Raw genomic sequence first — 15,192 nt, 5'->3', positions numbered from 1 at the left:
ATTGATGAACGACAGAATCCTCCTGACTTGCAATGGACGCTGCCTCGTCGCGGCCCCTTCGCGTGGGTAGCGGAGGTGAAAGAGGCAGGCCCGACCAGCGCCGGCTGCGGTTCATCGCGCTCTACGATGTGATCTGGCGGGCCGTCTTGACCGGCCCCCTTACACGGTCACGCTTCGATCTGCGTCGTGGCCTCGCGCGCGCCGTGGTAAGTACAAATGCACCTGGGTCCCAGTTCCCAATTCGCTATCGATGCGGACTTGGCCACCCGACTGTACGACGAAGCCATACACCTGGCTCAATCCGAGACCTGTGCCGTTGACGTCGCCTTTGCGGGTAAAGAAAGGTTCGAACGCTCTGGCCTTCGTCTCGGCGTCCATGCCGATCCCTGTGTCCTTGACCGTGACGCGGATGAAACCCGGCTGGTCCTCGGGCTCGCTCCCGTCCGCTGCCACGCTCGTCTCGATCGTCAGCGTGCCGCACCCATTCATGGCATCCCGCCCGTTGACCGCGAGGTTCAGCAGCGCGACATCGAGCTGATCGGCATCGACCTCCACGAGTCCGACGTCCTCATTCAATACGGTCCGAATGCCGATACCCCTGCCTAACGTCTGGCCGAGAATGGATGCTATCGACGCAATTCGTTCGTTGACGTTCACGATCTTTGGCGCCAGGACCTGATTGCGCGAGAATGCCAACAGATGTCCGGTGAGCGCCTGGGCATTCTGCGTGCGCTGCATGATCTCGTGAATGAGCGCGTCCACATCGGCCGCTGGCGCTCCCTCCCGCAGCTTTGTGCCGATCAGCCGAAGGCCGGCCTGGACGACCATGATGAGATTTCTAAAGTCATGAGCGATGCCGGCCGCAAGTCTGCCCAGCGCCTCCAGCTTTTGTAGTTCGCGCAGACGCTGTTCGTCTGCGCACTCAGCAGATGCGTCTCCCAAGTTGGTAAAGAGGCCTTCCGTCATGCGTTGGCCGCTGCTACTGGTTTCATCCTGGCCAGCGCGGCGAGCTCCTTTTCGTCGAGCGTCTCCTTTTCCAGGAGCTTTCGGGCGATCCGCTCCAATGCATCTCTGCGCTCGCGCAGAAGTCCGACGGTCCTCTCGAAAGTTTCGTCCACGATGCGCTTCACCTCTTCATCGATCGCTGAGGCGGTCTCCTCGGAATAGGCACGCTCCTGCGGACCGTAGTAGGGCTGGTCCGTAGCAAGGTACGAGCGGCGGTCCTTCTCCAGCGCGACGTGGCCGAGCCGGTCCGTCATGCCATATCGCGTGACAATGGCGCGTGCGATATCGGTAACCTTGGCGAGATCGTCTGCGGCTCCCGTCGAAAGATGCCCGAATATGATCCGTTCCGCAGCGCGTCCGCCGAGCAACACCGCCATCTTGTTTTCCAGTTCCTCCCGGGTCATCAGAAAGCGATCCTCCGTCGGCCGCTGGATCGTGTAGCCGAGCGCGCCGACGCCGCGCGGGATGATGGAGACCTTGTGGACCGGATCAACGCCGGGCAGCGCCATGGCCACCAGCGCATGGCCCGTCTCGTGAAAGGCGACGATCTCGCGCTCCTTCGGGTTGAGCAGACGGTTACGCTTTTCCAGCCCCGCCACGATGCGCTCGACCGCGTTGTTGAAGTCCTCCATCGTGACGGCGTCGGCCTTGCGGCGCGTCGCCAGCAGCGTCGCCTCGTTGACGAGGTTCGCGAGGTCGGCGCCCGTGAAGCCCGGGGTGAGCGCAGCAATTTTCTCCGCGTCCACCTCTGGCGCGAGCTTCGCCTTCTTCAGATGAACGTTCAGGATCTGGATGCGACCAGTCTTGTCGGGCCGGTCGACCAGGACCTGACGGTCGAAGCGGCCGGCTCGCAGCAGCGCCGGGTCGAGAATCTCGGGGCGGTTGGTCGCGGCCAGCAGTACGAGGCCTGTCGACGAATCGAATCCGTCCAGCTCGACGAGGAGCTGATTGAGCGTCTGCTCCTTCTCATCGTGACCGCCTACAAGCGGCCCGATGCCGCGAGCTCGGCCGAGCGCATCAAGTTCGTCAATGAAGATAATCGCTGGCGCCTTGGCGCGGGCCTGCTCGAACAGGTCGCGCACGCGGGCTGCGCCGACGCCGACGAACATCTCGACGAACTCGGACCCTGAGATCGAGAAGAAGGGGACGCCGGCCTCGCCGGCGACGGCCTTGGCCAGCAGCGTCTTTCCGGTGCCGGGTGGGCCGACGAGGAGGACGCCCTTGGGCATACGGCCGCCGAGCCGGCCATAACCCTGCGGGTCCTTGAGGAAGTCGACGATCTCCTTCAGCTCGTCCTTTGCCTCGTCGACGCCAGCGACATCATCGAATGTCACGCCCGTATCTTTTTCGACATAGACCTTCGCCTTCGACTTACCGATTTGCATCAGTCCGCCGCCGATGCCCCCGCCCATTCTCTTGAGCATGAACATCCAGATGCCGATGAAGAGCACCACGGGGATGACCCAAGACAGGAGGTCGCGCAGGAAGGTACTTTCGATCTGGCCGCTGACGACGACGCCGTGCTGCTGCAAATCGCGGGCAAGGTCCGGCTCAACCCGCGTCGTGATGAACATCGACCGGCCCTCGACGGGCTCTTTGAACCGCCCTTGAATGAAGCGGTCCGACACGGCCACCTCGGCGATCCTCCCGTCCCGCAGATAGCTCTCGAATTGACTGTAAGGAATCTGCGCCACCTGCGTGGCCGTCGTGAACACATACTGAAACGCCATCAGGAAGAAGAATGCCGCGATCCAGTACCAGATGTTGAACTGAGTTTTCTTGTCCATTTCCATCGCCGCCTTCTCCAGTTACCTGATGATCAGCAGCAGGCGGCCGCCGTTCCGCAGCAACTCTACGGCGAGTGTGGCCAGACGGTCGGAGGTCTGGCGGCGGATATCATCGACCGATATCACGGGCATCCGATTGATCGCCAAGATCATGTCGCCCGGGCGAAGGCCAGCACGAGCGGCGCGACTTCCAGGAGTTACGCTATCGACAATCACGCCGTCCGATCCGGCCTCTCGCGCTTCCTGGCGAGAAGCGTTCCGCAGACTTGCGCCTTCGAAAGCCGTTCTGGCCAACTGCGAGGACGCGGGGCGCCCGCCGGCCTCGATCCGGACCTTGACCTCTCGCACGCCGTCGCTGCGCGCCACCGTCAGCCTGACATCGGTTCCAGCGGGCGTGAGGCCGATCCGGTTGCGCAAGTCGGCCGATCCGAGAACAGCCCGTCCGTCAACGGCAGTGACGACATCGCCAACCCGCAAACCGGCCCGCTCAGCCGGTGAGCCTGACTCGACATTGGCGATCACGGCACCCCTCAGGTCGCCAAGCCCCAGCGCCTCGGCGAGGTCCGGAGTGACGTCCTGGATGCCAATGCCGACCCGGCCGCGCCGCACCTCGCCATGAGCAACAAGTTGGTTCATGACGGTGACGGCCATATTGCTGGGCACCGCGAAGCCTATGCCGATATTGCCGCCGGCCGGGCTGAGGATCGCTGTGTTGATACCGACGAGCTTGCCGTCCAGCGTGACCAATGCGCCGCCCGAATTCCCGGGGTTGATCGAGGCGTCCGTCTGGATGAAATCCTCATAGCCCTCGTTGTTGATCCCGCTGCGCCCAAGCGCGCTGACGATACCGGAGGTCACCGTTTGACCAAGACCGAACGGATTACCTATCGCAACCACATAGTCCCCGACCTTGAGACGATCGGAGTCGCCGATCTCCAAAGCGACGAGATTGCGGCTCTCGACCTTGAGCAAGGCGATATCCGTCGCCTGGTCCGAGCCGATAAGCTCGGCAGGCAGGCGCCGCCCATCCTTCAGAGTCACCGTGATTTCCCGGGCGTTCGCCACAACGTGGTGATTGGTGAGCACATGGCCTCTCGCCGTGTCGACGATCACACCGGAACCGGCGCTCATACGCTGCTGAGGCGGCGGGGTGTCCGGCAGGTCGAAGAAGCGCCGGAAAAACGGGTCGTTGTAGAGCGGGTTGGACACTGCGGGCGTTTCCGAAATGACAGAGATGTTGACGACTGCGGGAGTGACCCGTTCAAGCACGGGCGCGAGCGTCGGAAGTTGCCCGGCTATGCCCGGAACCGCCTGCCCGACAGCGTAAGAGGGCAGTCCCACTACAATTGCAGCCGCCACCCAGAAAGCGATGATGGCTCGATGGACGACGGTATCCTTTCTGATCATGAGCAAATCTCCGTTTGACCCGACGGTTTGGCCTCCTCCTTTCCGTCTGAGGTCAGACGGAAGACACAATGACCGGCCCGGCGTTCGGGCCGGGCCGGTCCTGCCGAAATACATCACGCGGTTGAGAGCGGGCGGCCACGGACGAACCAGATGCAAGCGCCGGCCACTACAGCCACCACGATGCCGGCAATCACATGCGCCCACATCGCGACCGTAACTGCTGAGAAGCCGAGCACCCAGGGCGCGAGCACGGCCCAGAGGCCAGCCACCAGATTGACCCACTCTTCAGCTTCATGGAATGCAAAAAGAGCGGCAGCCGCGATCACGGCGACGGCAGCACCTACAATCCAGGCATTCCACGCGGCATAGGCTTCGTTCGTGAAGCCCAAATACCAAGGTGAGAGCAGAAGACCGAGACCGGCAACGATGTTGACGACATCGAAGGCCGTCCGGTTACTGGAAGACAGTGAGTTTGCCATTGTTCATTCCTCCTTGTCGGTTGGATGCGTCACCAGCAGGCGTCTGCATGCCCCACCCGCAAGCGGTCCCGCGATGACAATCATCAGTAAAAGATCTGGCTTCGAGAGAGAGCGGCGCAGCCGCGTCGGCCCGACGCGCGGGGCCTGCCGGAGGCGGAAGCAGCCTCGCGCCGTCCTGGCTCGGCAGGAAGGGGGCGAGTTCCTCCTCCGTGAAGGCGTTTGCAGCGATCTCGTGCAGCGCGAGGTCGACCGTGCTGGCCGCCGGCCGGGCGATCCGCGGAGAATGTCCCCTGTTAAGCGCCCGGCTACGCGCGGCCGCTGCCAAGGTCAGCGCGAAGCGGTTCGGCAGAACCCTTTCGCAATCAAAGACGACGGACGGGTCCATGGTCGCACCTCACGCCGCCTTTCGTGTGCTGCGGGCGCCGCCGGCCGCGACCTCGCGTTCAAGCGCCAGCAAGGCCTGCTCCACCTCGTCCAGACGAGAGGGGCGATCGTTTTCCGGCATACCCTCGTTCGTCGCCTGATCGATCAGGTACTCCGTATAGGCCCAGTTCATCAGGATCGATCGCTTGGCGTCGTGCGACAAAGTCGCGTCAGCCAGAAGCTGCATTGGCGAATCCCAGTGTTCCGCGCCTACAGGATCGTTTCGGTTGGCCGCGTCCTCCAGAGCCTTTCCGTAAGTTCCCTGAAGATGCGTCAGGCCGAGCTTCTTCAGGGTAGCGTCGGAGAACGAATGCATCATACGCCCCGCGCGAGCTGCTATCGGAGCGCGGTGCACGTCGCCCTCCACGACATAGTTCAGACCTTGCCGTTCAGCGTAGCGAACCGCCGAATCGAGCGTCGGAAAGCTGAGCTCGACCTGAGTCAGCGTGTCATCGCTGCCGGTCCAACCCATCAGCGGCTCGATGAAGGGTGCGCGGCGCGGCTCAAAACGGAGCTTCCAGCCCCTCGTGCGCGCCTTTCCCGAAGTCATCACCGAGCGGGACGGCTTGTAGATGTGGGCGACGGCATCCTCCGGGAAAACCGAGCGCCCCATCGAAAGCGGCTGAACCCGATTGTCGTTGAAGGGCCATGTCCGCGCCACCGTGGCTGATCTGCTATTCTCCGTCTGTCTGATGTTCTCCATCATTGCCTATCCCTCCCATTCTGGCGAAGGATGCTGCTGACGGCAGCCAGTCGGCCCGCCGTCAGCAGTCAGGCCTGTCAGCTTTTGATCGCTATGCGCTTCACCTGCGACTGCGCCTTCGCGCTCTTTGGCAGTACGATGCTCAGCACGCCGTTCTTGAAGCGCGCGTCGATTTTGTCTTCCTCGACCTCGACGCCGAGCGGGATGCGGCGCTCGAAGCGGCCATAGAATCGTTCCGAGAACTGCTTGTCCTTGTCCTCAGTTTCCGAGCGCTTCTCGCCCTTCAGCGTCAGAACGCCGTCATCGAGCAGAACCTCGATGTCCTTTTCCTCGAGGCCGGGCACTTCCGCGTTCACCTTGATCTCCTTGTCGGTGTCGGAGATCTCGACATTCGGCCAAGCCGCGCTGAACGACGACAGCGAGCCGAAGGCCGGCAGGCGGCTGTCGAACGAGCGGAAGACGTCGTCGAAAAGCCGATTCACTTCGCGGTGCAGCGAGAGAAACGGGTTGCGATCGTCGTCGCGAAACACAATGGGGGCCTGGTTGCTGGAGCGACCCCACGGAATCAGATCACGCACACTCATACTGCTTCTCCTTTCTGTTCGTTGTTTGGCAAAGCTTTCCCGGGGCGCCGGGCACGCTGCCCGGCACCTTGCAGAAACCGCGTTGACGGAAAGCCTCAGGCGGCGAGCTTCTCGGGCTCGGCCTGTCTGGCCTCGACCCTCGGCAGCGTCTCGCCAGTCCCGATCGCGATCCGGCGCGGCTTCATTTCCTCGGGAATTTCGCGCTTCAGCTCGACCGTCAGCAGGCCGTTGACAAGGCTGGCGCCGACGACCTTCACGTGGTCGGCAAGTTCGAAGCGGCGCTGGAAGGCACGGCCCGCAATACCGCGATGCAGATATTGCCCGTTCTCTTCAGTCACGCCGGACTTCTGGCCCGCCACCATGAGCATGTTCTGCTCCTGCGTGATGGTCAGTTCGTCCTCGGTGAAACCGGCCACCGCCATGGTGATGCGGTACTCGTCCTCACCCGTCTTGACGATGTCGTAGGGCGGCCAATTGTCGATGGACGCGACGCGCCTCGCATTCTCGAGCGCGTTCAACATTCGGTCGAAGCCGACGCTCGACCGGAACAAGGGAGAGAAATCCAAAACGGTGCTCATAGCCACATCCTCCTTTGAGCAACATGGATACAAGACTTCATGGCGAACGCCGGGCGCCGTTGGCGCCCAACCGATCGCCGCCGGCCCCGGAGTGGCAGCCGGCGTTTTTTGATTTAGTTCAGCGCTTTAGCGGTTCAAGAGGCGAAGCCCCCCGATCAGCCTGGATTCGAACAGACCACCAGGCGCTCGACCCACCCGCGCAGCGTGTTCGCGTCCGTCAAGCCGGCTTGCCGGGCTGCCACCTTGCCTTCTGAAAAGGCCAAAAGAGCCGGGATCCCCTGGACCCCATATCGGCGCGCCGCCTCAGGATTTTCATCGACATTCACCTTCGCGAACCGGGCTCTCGGCTCAATCGTTTTCGCGGCTTGGGCGAAGATCGGCGCCATCGCCCGGCAAGGGCCGCACCAGGGCGCCCAGAAATCCACGACCACCGGAATGTCGGAATTGGCGATGTGCCTCTTCAGTCGGGCGGCATCAAGTTCGGCCGGCGTTCCTTGGAACAGCTTCGCGTGGCATCGGCCACACTTTGCCGCCTCGGCCGGCCGATTCACCGGCACGGCATTGATACTGTCACAGTTCGGGCAAACGACGCGACGTTTCTCCATCGACGTGATTCCTTATGCAAACACTTTCCCTTCATTTGGGGAGCGTTCGCACCGGCTACCACGAGTGGCATCTCTCAAATGCCGTCCTTATATCACCACTGCTCGTGGCGTCGTCCGGCGTTCACGGCACATCACTCAAAGGAACGAAAGGATACAGGTTGAAGAAGGAGGTTTAGCCATGGACAGCCATGCAGGCCCTTTAAATGTCCGGCCGAGCCGAATTGAGCAGCTTGAGGCTGATTTTGCTTCACTTGCGCCGCAGCTTTCCGACAGTGCCGAAAGGAAGGCTTTGTCCGTTCTTCATGGCATGGTGCAGGAGCTCTGGCGCATCCAGGTGTCCGGCAATGCGAGGCAGGTCCGGTCCGGCCCCACCATCGATGACATCGTCGATCTCCATGAACACGCGCCCCCGATGGAGGGCGATGCTGTCAACACGCCGCTTGCCGCCGGAGAACCCGCGCCCGACTTCGCGCTTCCCGACGCGAATGGCCGCACGATTCGCCTGTCCGACTATCGCGGCCGGCGTGTCGTCCTCGCCTTCTATCCGCTCGACTGGAGTCCGGGGTGCAGCCGCCAGCTCGATCTTTATCAGCACGAGCTCGATGAGTTCCGCAAGCGCGGCGCCGAGGTGATGGGCATCTCCGTCGATAGCCTTTACAGCCATGGGGCGTGGGCGGCCGTGCGCGGGCTGACCTTCCCGCTGCTCGCCGACTTCAATCCGAAGGGCGACGTCGCGCGCCGCTACAAGGTCTGGCGCGAGGCCGACGGCTTCTCGGAAAGGGCGCTCTATATCGTCGACGAGAACGGCATCATCCGCCACGCGCAGGTCTCGCCGAAGCTCCAGCACGTCCCCGACATCTACGACTTGTTCAGCGCACTGGACCAATTGGCAACCCCTAAGGCGGCTTGAGGAGATTGGACCATGTATGCGTCAACCTACTCCCCCTTTGCGTACCGTCCGCAGGTCGCGGACGTGGCCGTCTATGGCAGCCGCTGGTGCGGCATCACCATGATGGTGCGCCGTCATCTGGACCGGGCCGGCATCCCCTATCGGTTCATCGACTGGGACCTCCATCCCGAAGCGCGCGACCAGCTCGAATGGCTGGCGGGTGGGCGGATCGGAAGCCCGACTGTGACGATCGGCGGCCAGGTGCTCGTCCAGCCGTCGCTGCGGGAGCTCGACTGGGCTCTCAGCCGAGCGGGATATCGTTGAAGCACGCAATTTGACCGCGACGGCCGGCGACCGAGATCACAACGTCTCGGCCGCGCGGTCGTCGCCCACCACGACAAGGACACGACGGAGGACAGACAATGACCGAGGAGGAAATCACCGTCATTCTCGGGCCCGTCGACGAGATCTTGATCGCGGAGATCAACCAGACGGGAGCGACGTCCGAAGAGCTGGCGGAAGCGTGGGCGTGGCTCAACGCCGATGAGGCGCTGATCAACGAGGGGCGGCCCCATCCCTCCGGACGCGTCGGCGCGCTTGTTGAAATTCTTGAATCGATCGAGCCCGATCCGGACGCGTAACGCTCTCGCGTCTGGCCGAGCACATGGGCCTCCAGGGCTCGTCATCCACCGCTCTATGCCATGCCGGCCTTGCGTCAAGGAGGCAGACTGAAACCGTTCCCACGTTCACGGGCTTCGCGCTCGCGAATCTCCTGTGCAATCTCGAGACAGGCGAGCAATTCGACATAGCTAGGAGCGCTCCCCAGTGAGCTGAGGTGCAGGCAGCGCGTGCGATCCGCCGGCGAGAACTTAGGCCACGAAGCCTTCAATTGGTCGCTCGCCTCCCGCTCCCTGTCTAGACATATTTGTAGGTATTCCGGCTCTCGGAGAAGCTCGGCGATCCCGCGGCAGAAGGGTTCGGCACTAAAGTTCGGCACGGGTCCTCCCGCCAGCACGAGAAGCACCATGGCCGCTCCTTGCAAAGCAGACGGCATGCTACTTCATCACCTCTATGGGCGAAGCCCTTTGACGCCGCGCGAAGAGATCAGGCGGGGTTCGTCCCCCCGCTCCACTTGCGGATTTTCTTGGGGCAGCTCGTGAAGGCGGCGCTGCTCCGATCCGCTCGACGGTGACGCTTGAAATTCGTTTAGCCGTACCTAGCTCCAAAGCGACGGCGGATCGCCATCCGCCGTCGCTTTGGCACAATATGGTTTGGTGGTCCGGAGGACGAGGAAGCGTTTCCGGCCGTTGCGTGGATTCGTTGTCAAGCGCATCGAGGCCGAAGAGCGGATAACGGACGACTTCATCATTCCGGTCACCGCGAAGGAGAAGCCGCAACAGGATGAGGTCGTGGCGTGGGTCAGCCCTTCCGGCCCTTTGCCAATAATCCGGGAGGCTAGTAAAATGTTCACAGAGGCGGTTCTCTCCATGGTATTCGTCTCGCATATGAGCGTTGCCGCAGCATTTCCGTGGCTCGCGTTGCAGAGCATCGCGCTCAGAAGCCTGCAAACTGCCCCAGTTGAAGGTCCGTCCAATCCCGCGCTGCGCGTTCCGAATTGGGAGCGACCGGTGTCGGCAGCGGAAGTCGGATCTGATCCCGACGCGCTGATCAGGGAGCCGGAAAGCAGGAAGGCTGCGTAGGCGGCGCCAACGTTTCCCAGCCGCGCTCCGCGTCTTGCGATTATGGCAACGCGCCCGTGTCGTCATGCTGCTGGCTTTTCTGCGACTACCACCCGAAGCAACTTTTCTGCGACTACCACCCGAAGCAACTCTGACGCGGCATGGTGAGCCTCGGCCCATCCCGACCTCTGTTTGCACGACCTCCAGATCGATCCCGCTGCTCACTCGTTGCATGACCCTCGCGAAGCCTCACGTGGCTGCCGTTGGGCATTCCTCAACTGGTTTGGCGATGTTAGCCATCAGATCGCATCGGCTTCGCTACCACCACTCTCGCTGGTCTCAGAAGGCGTCCATGGATAGTGAAGCCTTCTTCCAGGACCTGCGTGACAGTTCCTGGCGGGTGAGATTGGTCCGCAGATTCCATCAGCGCCTCATGCAGGGTTGGATCAAAGCGCTCTCCCAGGGCAGCGATCTTCTTGATTCCAAAGCGCTCGAGGGTCTGAAGAAAAAGGCGCAACGTTGTCGTGACGCCTTCTACCAACGCGTCACTCACCTGGTTCTCCGTCCGCCTTTTCGCGTCGAGAACGCGCTGCAGATTGTCGAGAATCGGTAAGAGCTCGCGCGAGAATTCCGCTACGGCAAATTTGCGCGTCTCTTCCATGTCACGATCCGCCCGTCGCCGAACGTTCTCAGCTTCAGCCAACGCACGCAGCAGGCGATCTTGGAGCGACGCATTCTCCGCGAGCAACGTTCCAATATCTACGGCCTCGGTTGCGACTACCTCATCTTCTTTGTTGTGTGGCGACGACATGCTCGCTCCTGACCCATCTCATGAATCCCGATCCTCGGCGGCGTTCGTCAGCCGGCCTGAACAGACTGCCTTCGGCCGACCATTCGCACAGGCTAGGAACAGCCGCCCTGACAACCGTCAGTTCAGCTGTAGGGGGGCGCCTGGCCGAAGTGACGCACCGCGGATCGGCCGGCGGGTCCCATTACTCGTCCGAAGGCCCTGCAGACCCAGCCCGCGCGCTGTAAAAAGTCGGGACGAACCATCGAGACCGTGGCCAAGTTCGCGCTGGATATTCGATCTACGCGTGAATCATGCGCCGTCGCGGATTTCGCGCGTGCCCCTTTCCAGAACGTCGATCTGGTCCTTGCGGTCTTGTTCGCGAACCAGCCAGTAAACGGCGCCTAAGGCAATAATGGCTGCAGCCAGCGATAAACTTTCGGATCACTGCCAGCATTGCGATCAGAACAACTGTGCGACCTGTACAACGCTCTGCTGACGTCTGACCATTATCAAGATCGAATTGCTTGAACTCCAGAGCGATAATAAGGGTCAGAATCATCCCGAAGACGGTTTGGAACACCGCCGGATCTGTCGGGTCGAAACTTGACAGAATGAGGCTGGACAAGATTTTGGCGGCCAAATGCCGGACAGCAGAAGCGATGACGACGATGATCAGCCCAGTCAGCCAGCACGACCACCTGCTCGAACTTCTCGTAGGTGCTCGCGAGATGCCATTGCGCTGTGTTGATATCCAACCGTTCGAGCAACTTCATACCTGCTCCCTTCGCACTTACGCAGCACGACCTTCAGGTCGGCAAGCAGGTCACGGCTCGTCGTTCCCCTTCAGCAGAATGGGGCGCCGACTACGGACTTCCGCCAATATTCGATGCTGCAGCTCAGTCGGCTGTACGCCGATCGCATCGCACAATTCGCGCAACGTCTTTCGTAGACCGTGCATCTGATCAATGAGGTCCAGGATGATTGCAACGCCCTCTTCATTGACGCCCAGGTCGTTGCGCAGGTCTTGGATCAGTTGCACGCGTGAGACGTCCATCTCCGAAAAGGCCGGTCCCTGCTCCGTTCGCCGCGGGCGCAACCAACCCTCAGCAACCCATGCCTCAATGATCTCCTGACTGAGCCTCACGCGCAGAACAAACTCATTGAACTCGAGCATTCATTCCCCCATGCCGCGGCGCGGATTGTGGCTCTTGCCTGCGGCCCATCCTTGTACGAACCGCTCCAGTTCCGGGTCGGGCTTGTCCGGCAGAACGATCTTCAGCCTGACGTATTCATCGCCACGCGTTCCGTTTGCCCGCGGGACGCCCTTGCCGCGCAGGCGCAGAACGGTCCCGGAATTGGAGCTTTTGGGAACCCTCATCGTCACCGGCCCACCAGGCGTTGGAACTAAAATCTTGCCCCCCATGACGGCTTCGGTAAGCGAAATAGGAAGCTCCAGGTGGATGTCGTCCCCCTTGCGGGTGAAGATCGGATGGGGTTTGACGGTGATCTCGATAAAGGCATCGCCGGGCGGGCCGCCGCCGACGCCGGCGCTTCCCTTGCCGGTGAGCCGCAGTACCTGCCCGTCGCGCGCGCCCGGCGGAACCGTCACGTCCACCGTCGAGCCGTCGGCGAGGGTGACACGGCGCACCGCTCCGTTGACGGCCTCCAGGAATTCCACCGGCAGGCGGTAATGCGCATCCTGCCCCCGCATTCTCAGGTTAAAACGTCCGCCGCGACCGAAAATGCTGGAGAACAGGTCACCTTCATCGCTGAAGTCTGAGAAACCCTCCGCCGTGGCATAGGGATGCTCCCCGGCGGCCGCTCCGGCGAAATCCCGGTAGTAGCGCTGGCGCGGGCGCTCATGACCCTCGGCGTCAATCTCTCCGCGATCGAAGCGCGCGCGCTTTTCGGGATCGCTCAGCAGGTCATACGCCGCCGAGGCCGCCTTGAACTGCTCCTCGGCCTGCTTGTTGCCGGGATTGAGATCGGGGTGCAGCTTCTTTGCCAGCTTGCGGTAGGCCTTCTGGATCTCCTCCTGACTGGCCTCCTTCCTCACACCCAGCACCCTGTAGGGATCTTCGCTCAATCAACACTCCGTCGCGGTTCGATAGAGATCTATATTCTTGCCCTGGGTATGAGGATGCTACCGGAAAGCGCAAAACCTGATCATGGGCGAGGCGAAGCCCGCCCTCATGATGAATCGCTTCGCCTATTCAGGCGGCCACGACAATGACGGTCGTCAATTCACGACCGATCTGCATCAGGCACAATGTGGTCAGGCCACAAATGACCGCGCGGCGTTTTCGGATTCCGCACGGAGGTGACACGTCGTGTCCTAGCCTCCTGGAGCACCACTCGCCATAACCACACAGGAGATTCCACATGTCCGTCCGACAACTCTCCAAGAGCGAATGGCAGTCGTACTGCGATCGCGTATCCAAGGGATTGCAGGGAAAGCGTGCTCAGATCGAGGTCGCTGCACTGCCCTTGGGGGATCAAATCGCCACCAAGTGGGTTCCGGTCCTCGGCATCACCTATGATCCCAAGAACGATATCGTCGACATCGCCCTCGAGGGCCTCGATCACCTGATACATCGTCCGCGCAGCATGGCCGTAGACGAAGGCGCCACCGGCCTCTCGAGCATGGAAATCATCGACGGCGAGGGGCGGAAGCAAATCGTCAAGCTCGCGGAGCCGCTCATGCTTCCGCCCCCCGGCCGGTAATGTCGGCCCGACACCCGGTCCGCAACCGATCGGCGCTCCGGCGCTGCCAGTTATCATCACGTCGTGGTCACCACGCGGACCGGCCCCTGGCGCTGCAGCACATCGACGACCACCTGCGAGCGGGACCGGCGCAGCGTGACGTCCGCCGAACCTCCATCGAGCACCAGATTGCGGATGGTGACCTCCTCGAGGAACGCCGGCAGGACCGGCTCATCGAACCTGATGTGAATCCGCTCCGCATCGAAACCGAGCCCCAGGCAAGACTGGAGCATTAACAGCGGCGCTCCCGCGGCCCAGGCCTGCGGGGCGCAGGCCACGGGATAGAAGGTCGGGCCCCTGGTGTGCTGGCGCGCGAAGCCGCAGAACAGCTCGGGCAGGCGCCGAAGATCGATATAGGTCGATGCCGCGAACAGGCCTTCGAAAATCCGAGCCGCTTCACGCTTGAAGCCGTAGCGTGCAAAGCCGGCGGCGATCAGGGCGTTGTCGTGAGGCCAGACCGAGCCATTGTGATAGCTCATCGGATTGTATCGCGCCTCGGTGGCGGCCACGGTGCGCACGCCCCAGCCGGAGAAAGACGCCGATCCCATCAGGCTCCGCACCACCGCTTCCGCTCGCTCCGGAAGCGCCAGGCCCGTCAGCAGGACATGCCCTGCATTGGAGCCGCGCACCCGGCAGGGCCGCTTGTCTCCGTCCAGCGCCATCACATAGGTGCCGAGTGACTCATCGAAGAAGCTTGCGTCGAAAGCAATCCTGATCGCTTCCGCCCGTCGCTCAAAGCCCTCGGCCTGCTCCGGACGCCCGGCAGCTCGCGCGATAGTGGCTGCCGCGCGCCAAGCCCCGTAGGCATAAGCCTGCACTTCCGCGAGCGCGATCGGCCCCCGGGCAAGGGAACCATCGGCATGGAAGACGGAATCGTGGCTGTCCTTCCAGCCCTGGTTGACCAGGCCGTCGGGATTGCGCCGGCCGTACTCGATGAAGCCGTCGCCGTCGCGGTCGCCATGCCGGTCCATCCAGGACAGGGCCGCCTCGATACTCGGCCACAGCCGGTGAAGCGTGACGGCATCGCCGGTCCGCTCCAGATAGGCGCCGGCCAGCATGACGAAGAGCGGCGTCGAATCGATGCTGCCGTAATAGCGGCGGAACGGCACCTCCTTCAGTTCGGCCATCTCGCCGTAACGGACCTCGTGCAAGATCTTGCCAGGCTCGGCATCAGCCGTCGAATCGAAATCGGCCGCCTGGTTCGCCGCGAGATGAAGCAGGACGCCTCGTGCGATCGCCGGGTCCAGCCAAAGGGTCTGCAGCCCCGTGATCAGGGCGTCGCGGCCGAAAACTGTGCTGAACCAGGGAATGCCAGCATAGGGAAAAGGTCCCTCCGGCGTATCCGTGACCAGCATATTGAGGTCGGACACCGAGCGGCGCACCGCTTCGTTGAAGATTTCGTTCGAGGTTTCGACGGCCGCGGCCCGGGCCGACGACCGCCGCAGCGCAGCCCGCGCATCCCGCAGCGCCACGCCGAAGCCGCGCCGCAGCGGCCCGCCG

General features: G+C 62.4%; 21 protein-coding genes. 5 read left to right on the top strand and 16 right to left on the bottom strand.

What is annotated here, in order from left to right:
* Positions 1-159 precede the first annotated feature (159 nt).
* The 9 genes from E4O86_RS00100 to trxC all read right to left on the bottom strand — a co-directional run bounded on the left by E4O86_RS00100 (position 160) and on the right by trxC (position 7,571).
* Entirely contained in the window at positions 160-966 is an 807-nt protein-coding gene (locus E4O86_RS00100) for an ATP-binding protein (protein WP_161138483.1), read from the bottom strand.
* Positions 963-2,798: an ATP-dependent zinc metalloprotease FtsH gene (gene ftsH / locus E4O86_RS00095; protein WP_205520527.1), complete on the bottom strand. Its 1,836-nt coding sequence runs from the start codon at positions 2,796-2,798 to the stop codon at positions 963-965. The genes E4O86_RS00100 and ftsH overlap by 4 nt, the downstream gene beginning before the upstream one ends.
* A 15-nt stretch (positions 2,799-2,813) precedes the next feature.
* Entirely contained in the window at positions 2,814-4,199 is a 1,386-nt protein-coding gene (locus E4O86_RS00090) for a DegQ family serine endoprotease (protein WP_161138482.1), read from the bottom strand.
* A gap of 113 nt (positions 4,200-4,312) precedes the next feature.
* Complete coding sequence (locus E4O86_RS00085; RefSeq protein ID WP_161138481.1) at positions 4,313-4,678, bottom strand: SPW repeat protein; 366 nt, start codon at positions 4,676-4,678, stop codon at positions 4,313-4,315.
* Complete coding sequence (locus E4O86_RS00080; RefSeq protein ID WP_161138480.1) at positions 4,653-5,063, bottom strand: DNA-directed RNA polymerase subunit omega; 411 nt, start codon at positions 5,061-5,063, stop codon at positions 4,653-4,655. The genes E4O86_RS00085 and E4O86_RS00080 overlap by 26 nt, the downstream gene beginning before the upstream one ends.
* Positions 5,064-5,072: 9 nt before the next feature.
* Entirely contained in the window at positions 5,073-5,804 is a 732-nt protein-coding gene (locus E4O86_RS00075; RefSeq protein WP_425500099.1) for an ETC complex I subunit, read from the bottom strand.
* Positions 5,805-5,881: 77 nt separating this feature from the next.
* A complete protein-coding gene (locus E4O86_RS00070; RefSeq protein ID WP_161138478.1) occupies positions 5,882-6,388 on the bottom strand; it encodes an Hsp20/alpha crystallin family protein in 507 nt (168 codons plus the stop codon).
* 95 nt (positions 6,389-6,483) lie between these two features.
* Positions 6,484-6,966, bottom strand: a complete 483-nt coding sequence (locus E4O86_RS00065) for an Hsp20 family protein (protein ID WP_161138477.1) — start codon at positions 6,964-6,966, stop codon at positions 6,484-6,486.
* A 155-nt stretch (positions 6,967-7,121) separates the two neighbouring features.
* Entirely contained in the window at positions 7,122-7,571 is a 450-nt protein-coding gene (trxC, locus tag E4O86_RS00060) for a thioredoxin TrxC (RefSeq protein WP_161138476.1), read from the bottom strand.
* Positions 7,572-7,749: 178 nt separating this feature from the next.
* Between trxC and E4O86_RS00055 the strand changes: the two genes are divergently transcribed.
* The 3 genes from E4O86_RS00055 to E4O86_RS00045 all read left to right on the top strand — a co-directional run bounded on the left by E4O86_RS00055 (position 7,750) and on the right by E4O86_RS00045 (position 9,101).
* Entirely contained in the window at positions 7,750-8,481 is a 732-nt protein-coding gene (locus E4O86_RS00055; RefSeq protein ID WP_161138475.1) for a peroxiredoxin, read from the top strand.
* A gap of 12 nt (positions 8,482-8,493) precedes the next feature.
* Positions 8,494-8,784: a glutaredoxin family protein gene (locus E4O86_RS00050; protein ID WP_161138474.1), complete on the top strand. Its 291-nt coding sequence runs from the start codon at positions 8,494-8,496 to the stop codon at positions 8,782-8,784.
* Positions 8,785-8,882: 98 nt separating this feature from the next.
* Positions 8,883-9,101, top strand: a complete 219-nt coding sequence (locus tag E4O86_RS00045; protein WP_161138473.1) for a hypothetical protein — start codon at positions 8,883-8,885, stop codon at positions 9,099-9,101.
* A gap of 74 nt (positions 9,102-9,175) precedes the next feature.
* Here E4O86_RS00045 and E4O86_RS00040 read toward each other — a convergent pair whose 3' ends face one another.
* Positions 9,176-9,487 (bottom strand): hypothetical protein, encoded by a 312-nt coding sequence (locus E4O86_RS00040; protein ID WP_161138472.1) that lies wholly within the window; start codon positions 9,485-9,487, stop codon positions 9,176-9,178.
* A gap of 280 nt (positions 9,488-9,767) precedes the next feature.
* On the opposite strand from E4O86_RS00040, the gene E4O86_RS23980 reads away from it, so the two are divergent.
* Positions 9,768-10,160 (top strand): hypothetical protein, encoded by a 393-nt coding sequence (locus E4O86_RS23980; RefSeq protein WP_161138471.1) that lies wholly within the window; start codon positions 9,768-9,770, stop codon positions 10,158-10,160.
* Between the two features lie 271 nt (positions 10,161-10,431).
* Here the strand turns inward: E4O86_RS23980 and E4O86_RS00030 are convergent, their stop codons facing one another.
* From E4O86_RS00030 to E4O86_RS00015, 5 genes are all read right to left on the bottom strand, one after another.
* A complete protein-coding gene (locus E4O86_RS00030) occupies positions 10,432-10,950 on the bottom strand; it encodes a nucleotide exchange factor GrpE (RefSeq protein WP_161138470.1) in 519 nt (172 codons plus the stop codon).
* Positions 10,951-11,227: 277 nt separating this feature from the next.
* Positions 11,228-11,554, bottom strand: a complete 327-nt coding sequence (locus tag E4O86_RS23345) for a phosphate-starvation-inducible PsiE family protein (protein ID WP_246206013.1) — start codon at positions 11,552-11,554, stop codon at positions 11,228-11,230.
* A complete protein-coding gene (locus tag E4O86_RS23340) occupies positions 11,439-11,702 on the bottom strand; it encodes a hypothetical protein (protein ID WP_246206048.1) in 264 nt (87 codons plus the stop codon). Before E4O86_RS23340 ends, E4O86_RS23345 begins: the two co-directional genes overlap by 116 nt.
* A gap of 50 nt (positions 11,703-11,752) precedes the next feature.
* Positions 11,753-12,103 carry a chaperone modulator CbpM gene (locus tag E4O86_RS00020; protein ID WP_129608294.1) on the bottom strand — a complete coding sequence of 117 codons (351 nt, stop codon included), beginning with the start codon at positions 12,101-12,103 and terminating at the stop codon, positions 11,753-11,755.
* Positions 12,104-13,015 (bottom strand): DnaJ C-terminal domain-containing protein, encoded by a 912-nt coding sequence (locus E4O86_RS00015; protein ID WP_161138469.1) that lies wholly within the window; start codon positions 13,013-13,015, stop codon positions 12,104-12,106.
* A 296-nt stretch (positions 13,016-13,311) separates the two neighbouring features.
* Here E4O86_RS00015 and E4O86_RS00010 point away from each other — a divergent pair, with 296 nt between their 5' ends.
* Positions 13,312-13,653, top strand: a complete 342-nt coding sequence (locus E4O86_RS00010) for a DUF5335 domain-containing protein (RefSeq protein ID WP_161138468.1) — start codon at positions 13,312-13,314, stop codon at positions 13,651-13,653.
* A gap of 56 nt (positions 13,654-13,709) precedes the next feature.
* On the opposite strand, the gene E4O86_RS00005 is transcribed toward E4O86_RS00010, so the two are convergent.
* Positions 13,710-15,192 (bottom strand): amylo-alpha-1,6-glucosidase (locus E4O86_RS00005; protein ID WP_161138467.1); only part of this gene is annotated, 1,483 nt, incomplete at its 5' end.

Source organism: Propylenella binzhouense, from assembly GCF_009866965.1.
Lineage (GTDB): Bacteria > Pseudomonadota > Alphaproteobacteria > Rhizobiales > Afifellaceae > Propylenella > Propylenella binzhouense.
The sequence above is the reverse complement of the archived record's forward strand: the minus strand, read 5'-3'. Positions and strand labels throughout refer to the sequence as shown.

Bases quoted from the DNA above. Each gene is read 5' to 3' on its own strand.
- E4O86_RS00100 (WP_161138483.1), bottom strand. From the start codon at position 966: ATGACGGAAGGCCTCTTTACCAACTTGGGAGACGCATCTGCTGAGTGC.
- ftsH (WP_205520527.1), bottom strand. From the start codon at position 2,798: ATGGAAATGGACAAGAAAACTCAGTTCAACATCTGGTACTGGATCGCG.
- trxC (WP_161138476.1), bottom strand. From the start codon at position 7,571: ATGGAGAAACGTCGCGTCGTTTGCCCGAACTGTGACAGTATCAATGCC.
- E4O86_RS00085 (WP_161138481.1), bottom strand. From the start codon at position 4,678: ATGGCAAACTCACTGTCTTCCAGTAACCGGACGGCCTTCGATGTCGTC.
- E4O86_RS00050 (WP_161138474.1), top strand. From the start codon at position 8,494: ATGTATGCGTCAACCTACTCCCCCTTTGCGTACCGTCCGCAGGTCGCG.
- E4O86_RS00020 (WP_129608294.1), bottom strand. From the start codon at position 12,103: ATGCTCGAGTTCAATGAGTTTGTTCTGCGCGTGAGGCTCAGTCAGGAG.
- E4O86_RS00075 (WP_425500099.1), bottom strand. From the start codon at position 5,804: ATGGAGAACATCAGACAGACGGAGAATAGCAGATCAGCCACGGTGGCG.
- E4O86_RS00010 (WP_161138468.1), top strand. From the start codon at position 13,312: ATGTCCGTCCGACAACTCTCCAAGAGCGAATGGCAGTCGTACTGCGAT.
- E4O86_RS00055 (WP_161138475.1), top strand. From the start codon at position 7,750: ATGGACAGCCATGCAGGCCCTTTAAATGTCCGGCCGAGCCGAATTGAG.
- E4O86_RS00090 (WP_161138482.1), bottom strand. From the start codon at position 4,199: ATGATCAGAAAGGATACCGTCGTCCATCGAGCCATCATCGCTTTCTGG.
- E4O86_RS00065 (WP_161138477.1), bottom strand. From the start codon at position 6,966: ATGAGCACCGTTTTGGATTTCTCTCCCTTGTTCCGGTCGAGCGTCGGC.
- E4O86_RS00040 (WP_161138472.1), bottom strand. From the start codon at position 9,487: ATGGTGCTTCTCGTGCTGGCGGGAGGACCCGTGCCGAACTTTAGTGCC.
- E4O86_RS00070 (WP_161138478.1), bottom strand. From the start codon at position 6,388: ATGAGTGTGCGTGATCTGATTCCGTGGGGTCGCTCCAGCAACCAGGCC.
- E4O86_RS00030 (WP_161138470.1), bottom strand. From the start codon at position 10,950: ATGTCGTCGCCACACAACAAAGAAGATGAGGTAGTCGCAACCGAGGCC.
- E4O86_RS23340 (WP_246206048.1), bottom strand. From the start codon at position 11,702: ATGAAGTTGCTCGAACGGTTGGATATCAACACAGCGCAATGGCATCTC.
- E4O86_RS00080 (WP_161138480.1), bottom strand. From the start codon at position 5,063: ATGGACCCGTCCGTCGTCTTTGATTGCGAAAGGGTTCTGCCGAACCGC.
- E4O86_RS00045 (WP_161138473.1), top strand. From the start codon at position 8,883: ATGACCGAGGAGGAAATCACCGTCATTCTCGGGCCCGTCGACGAGATC.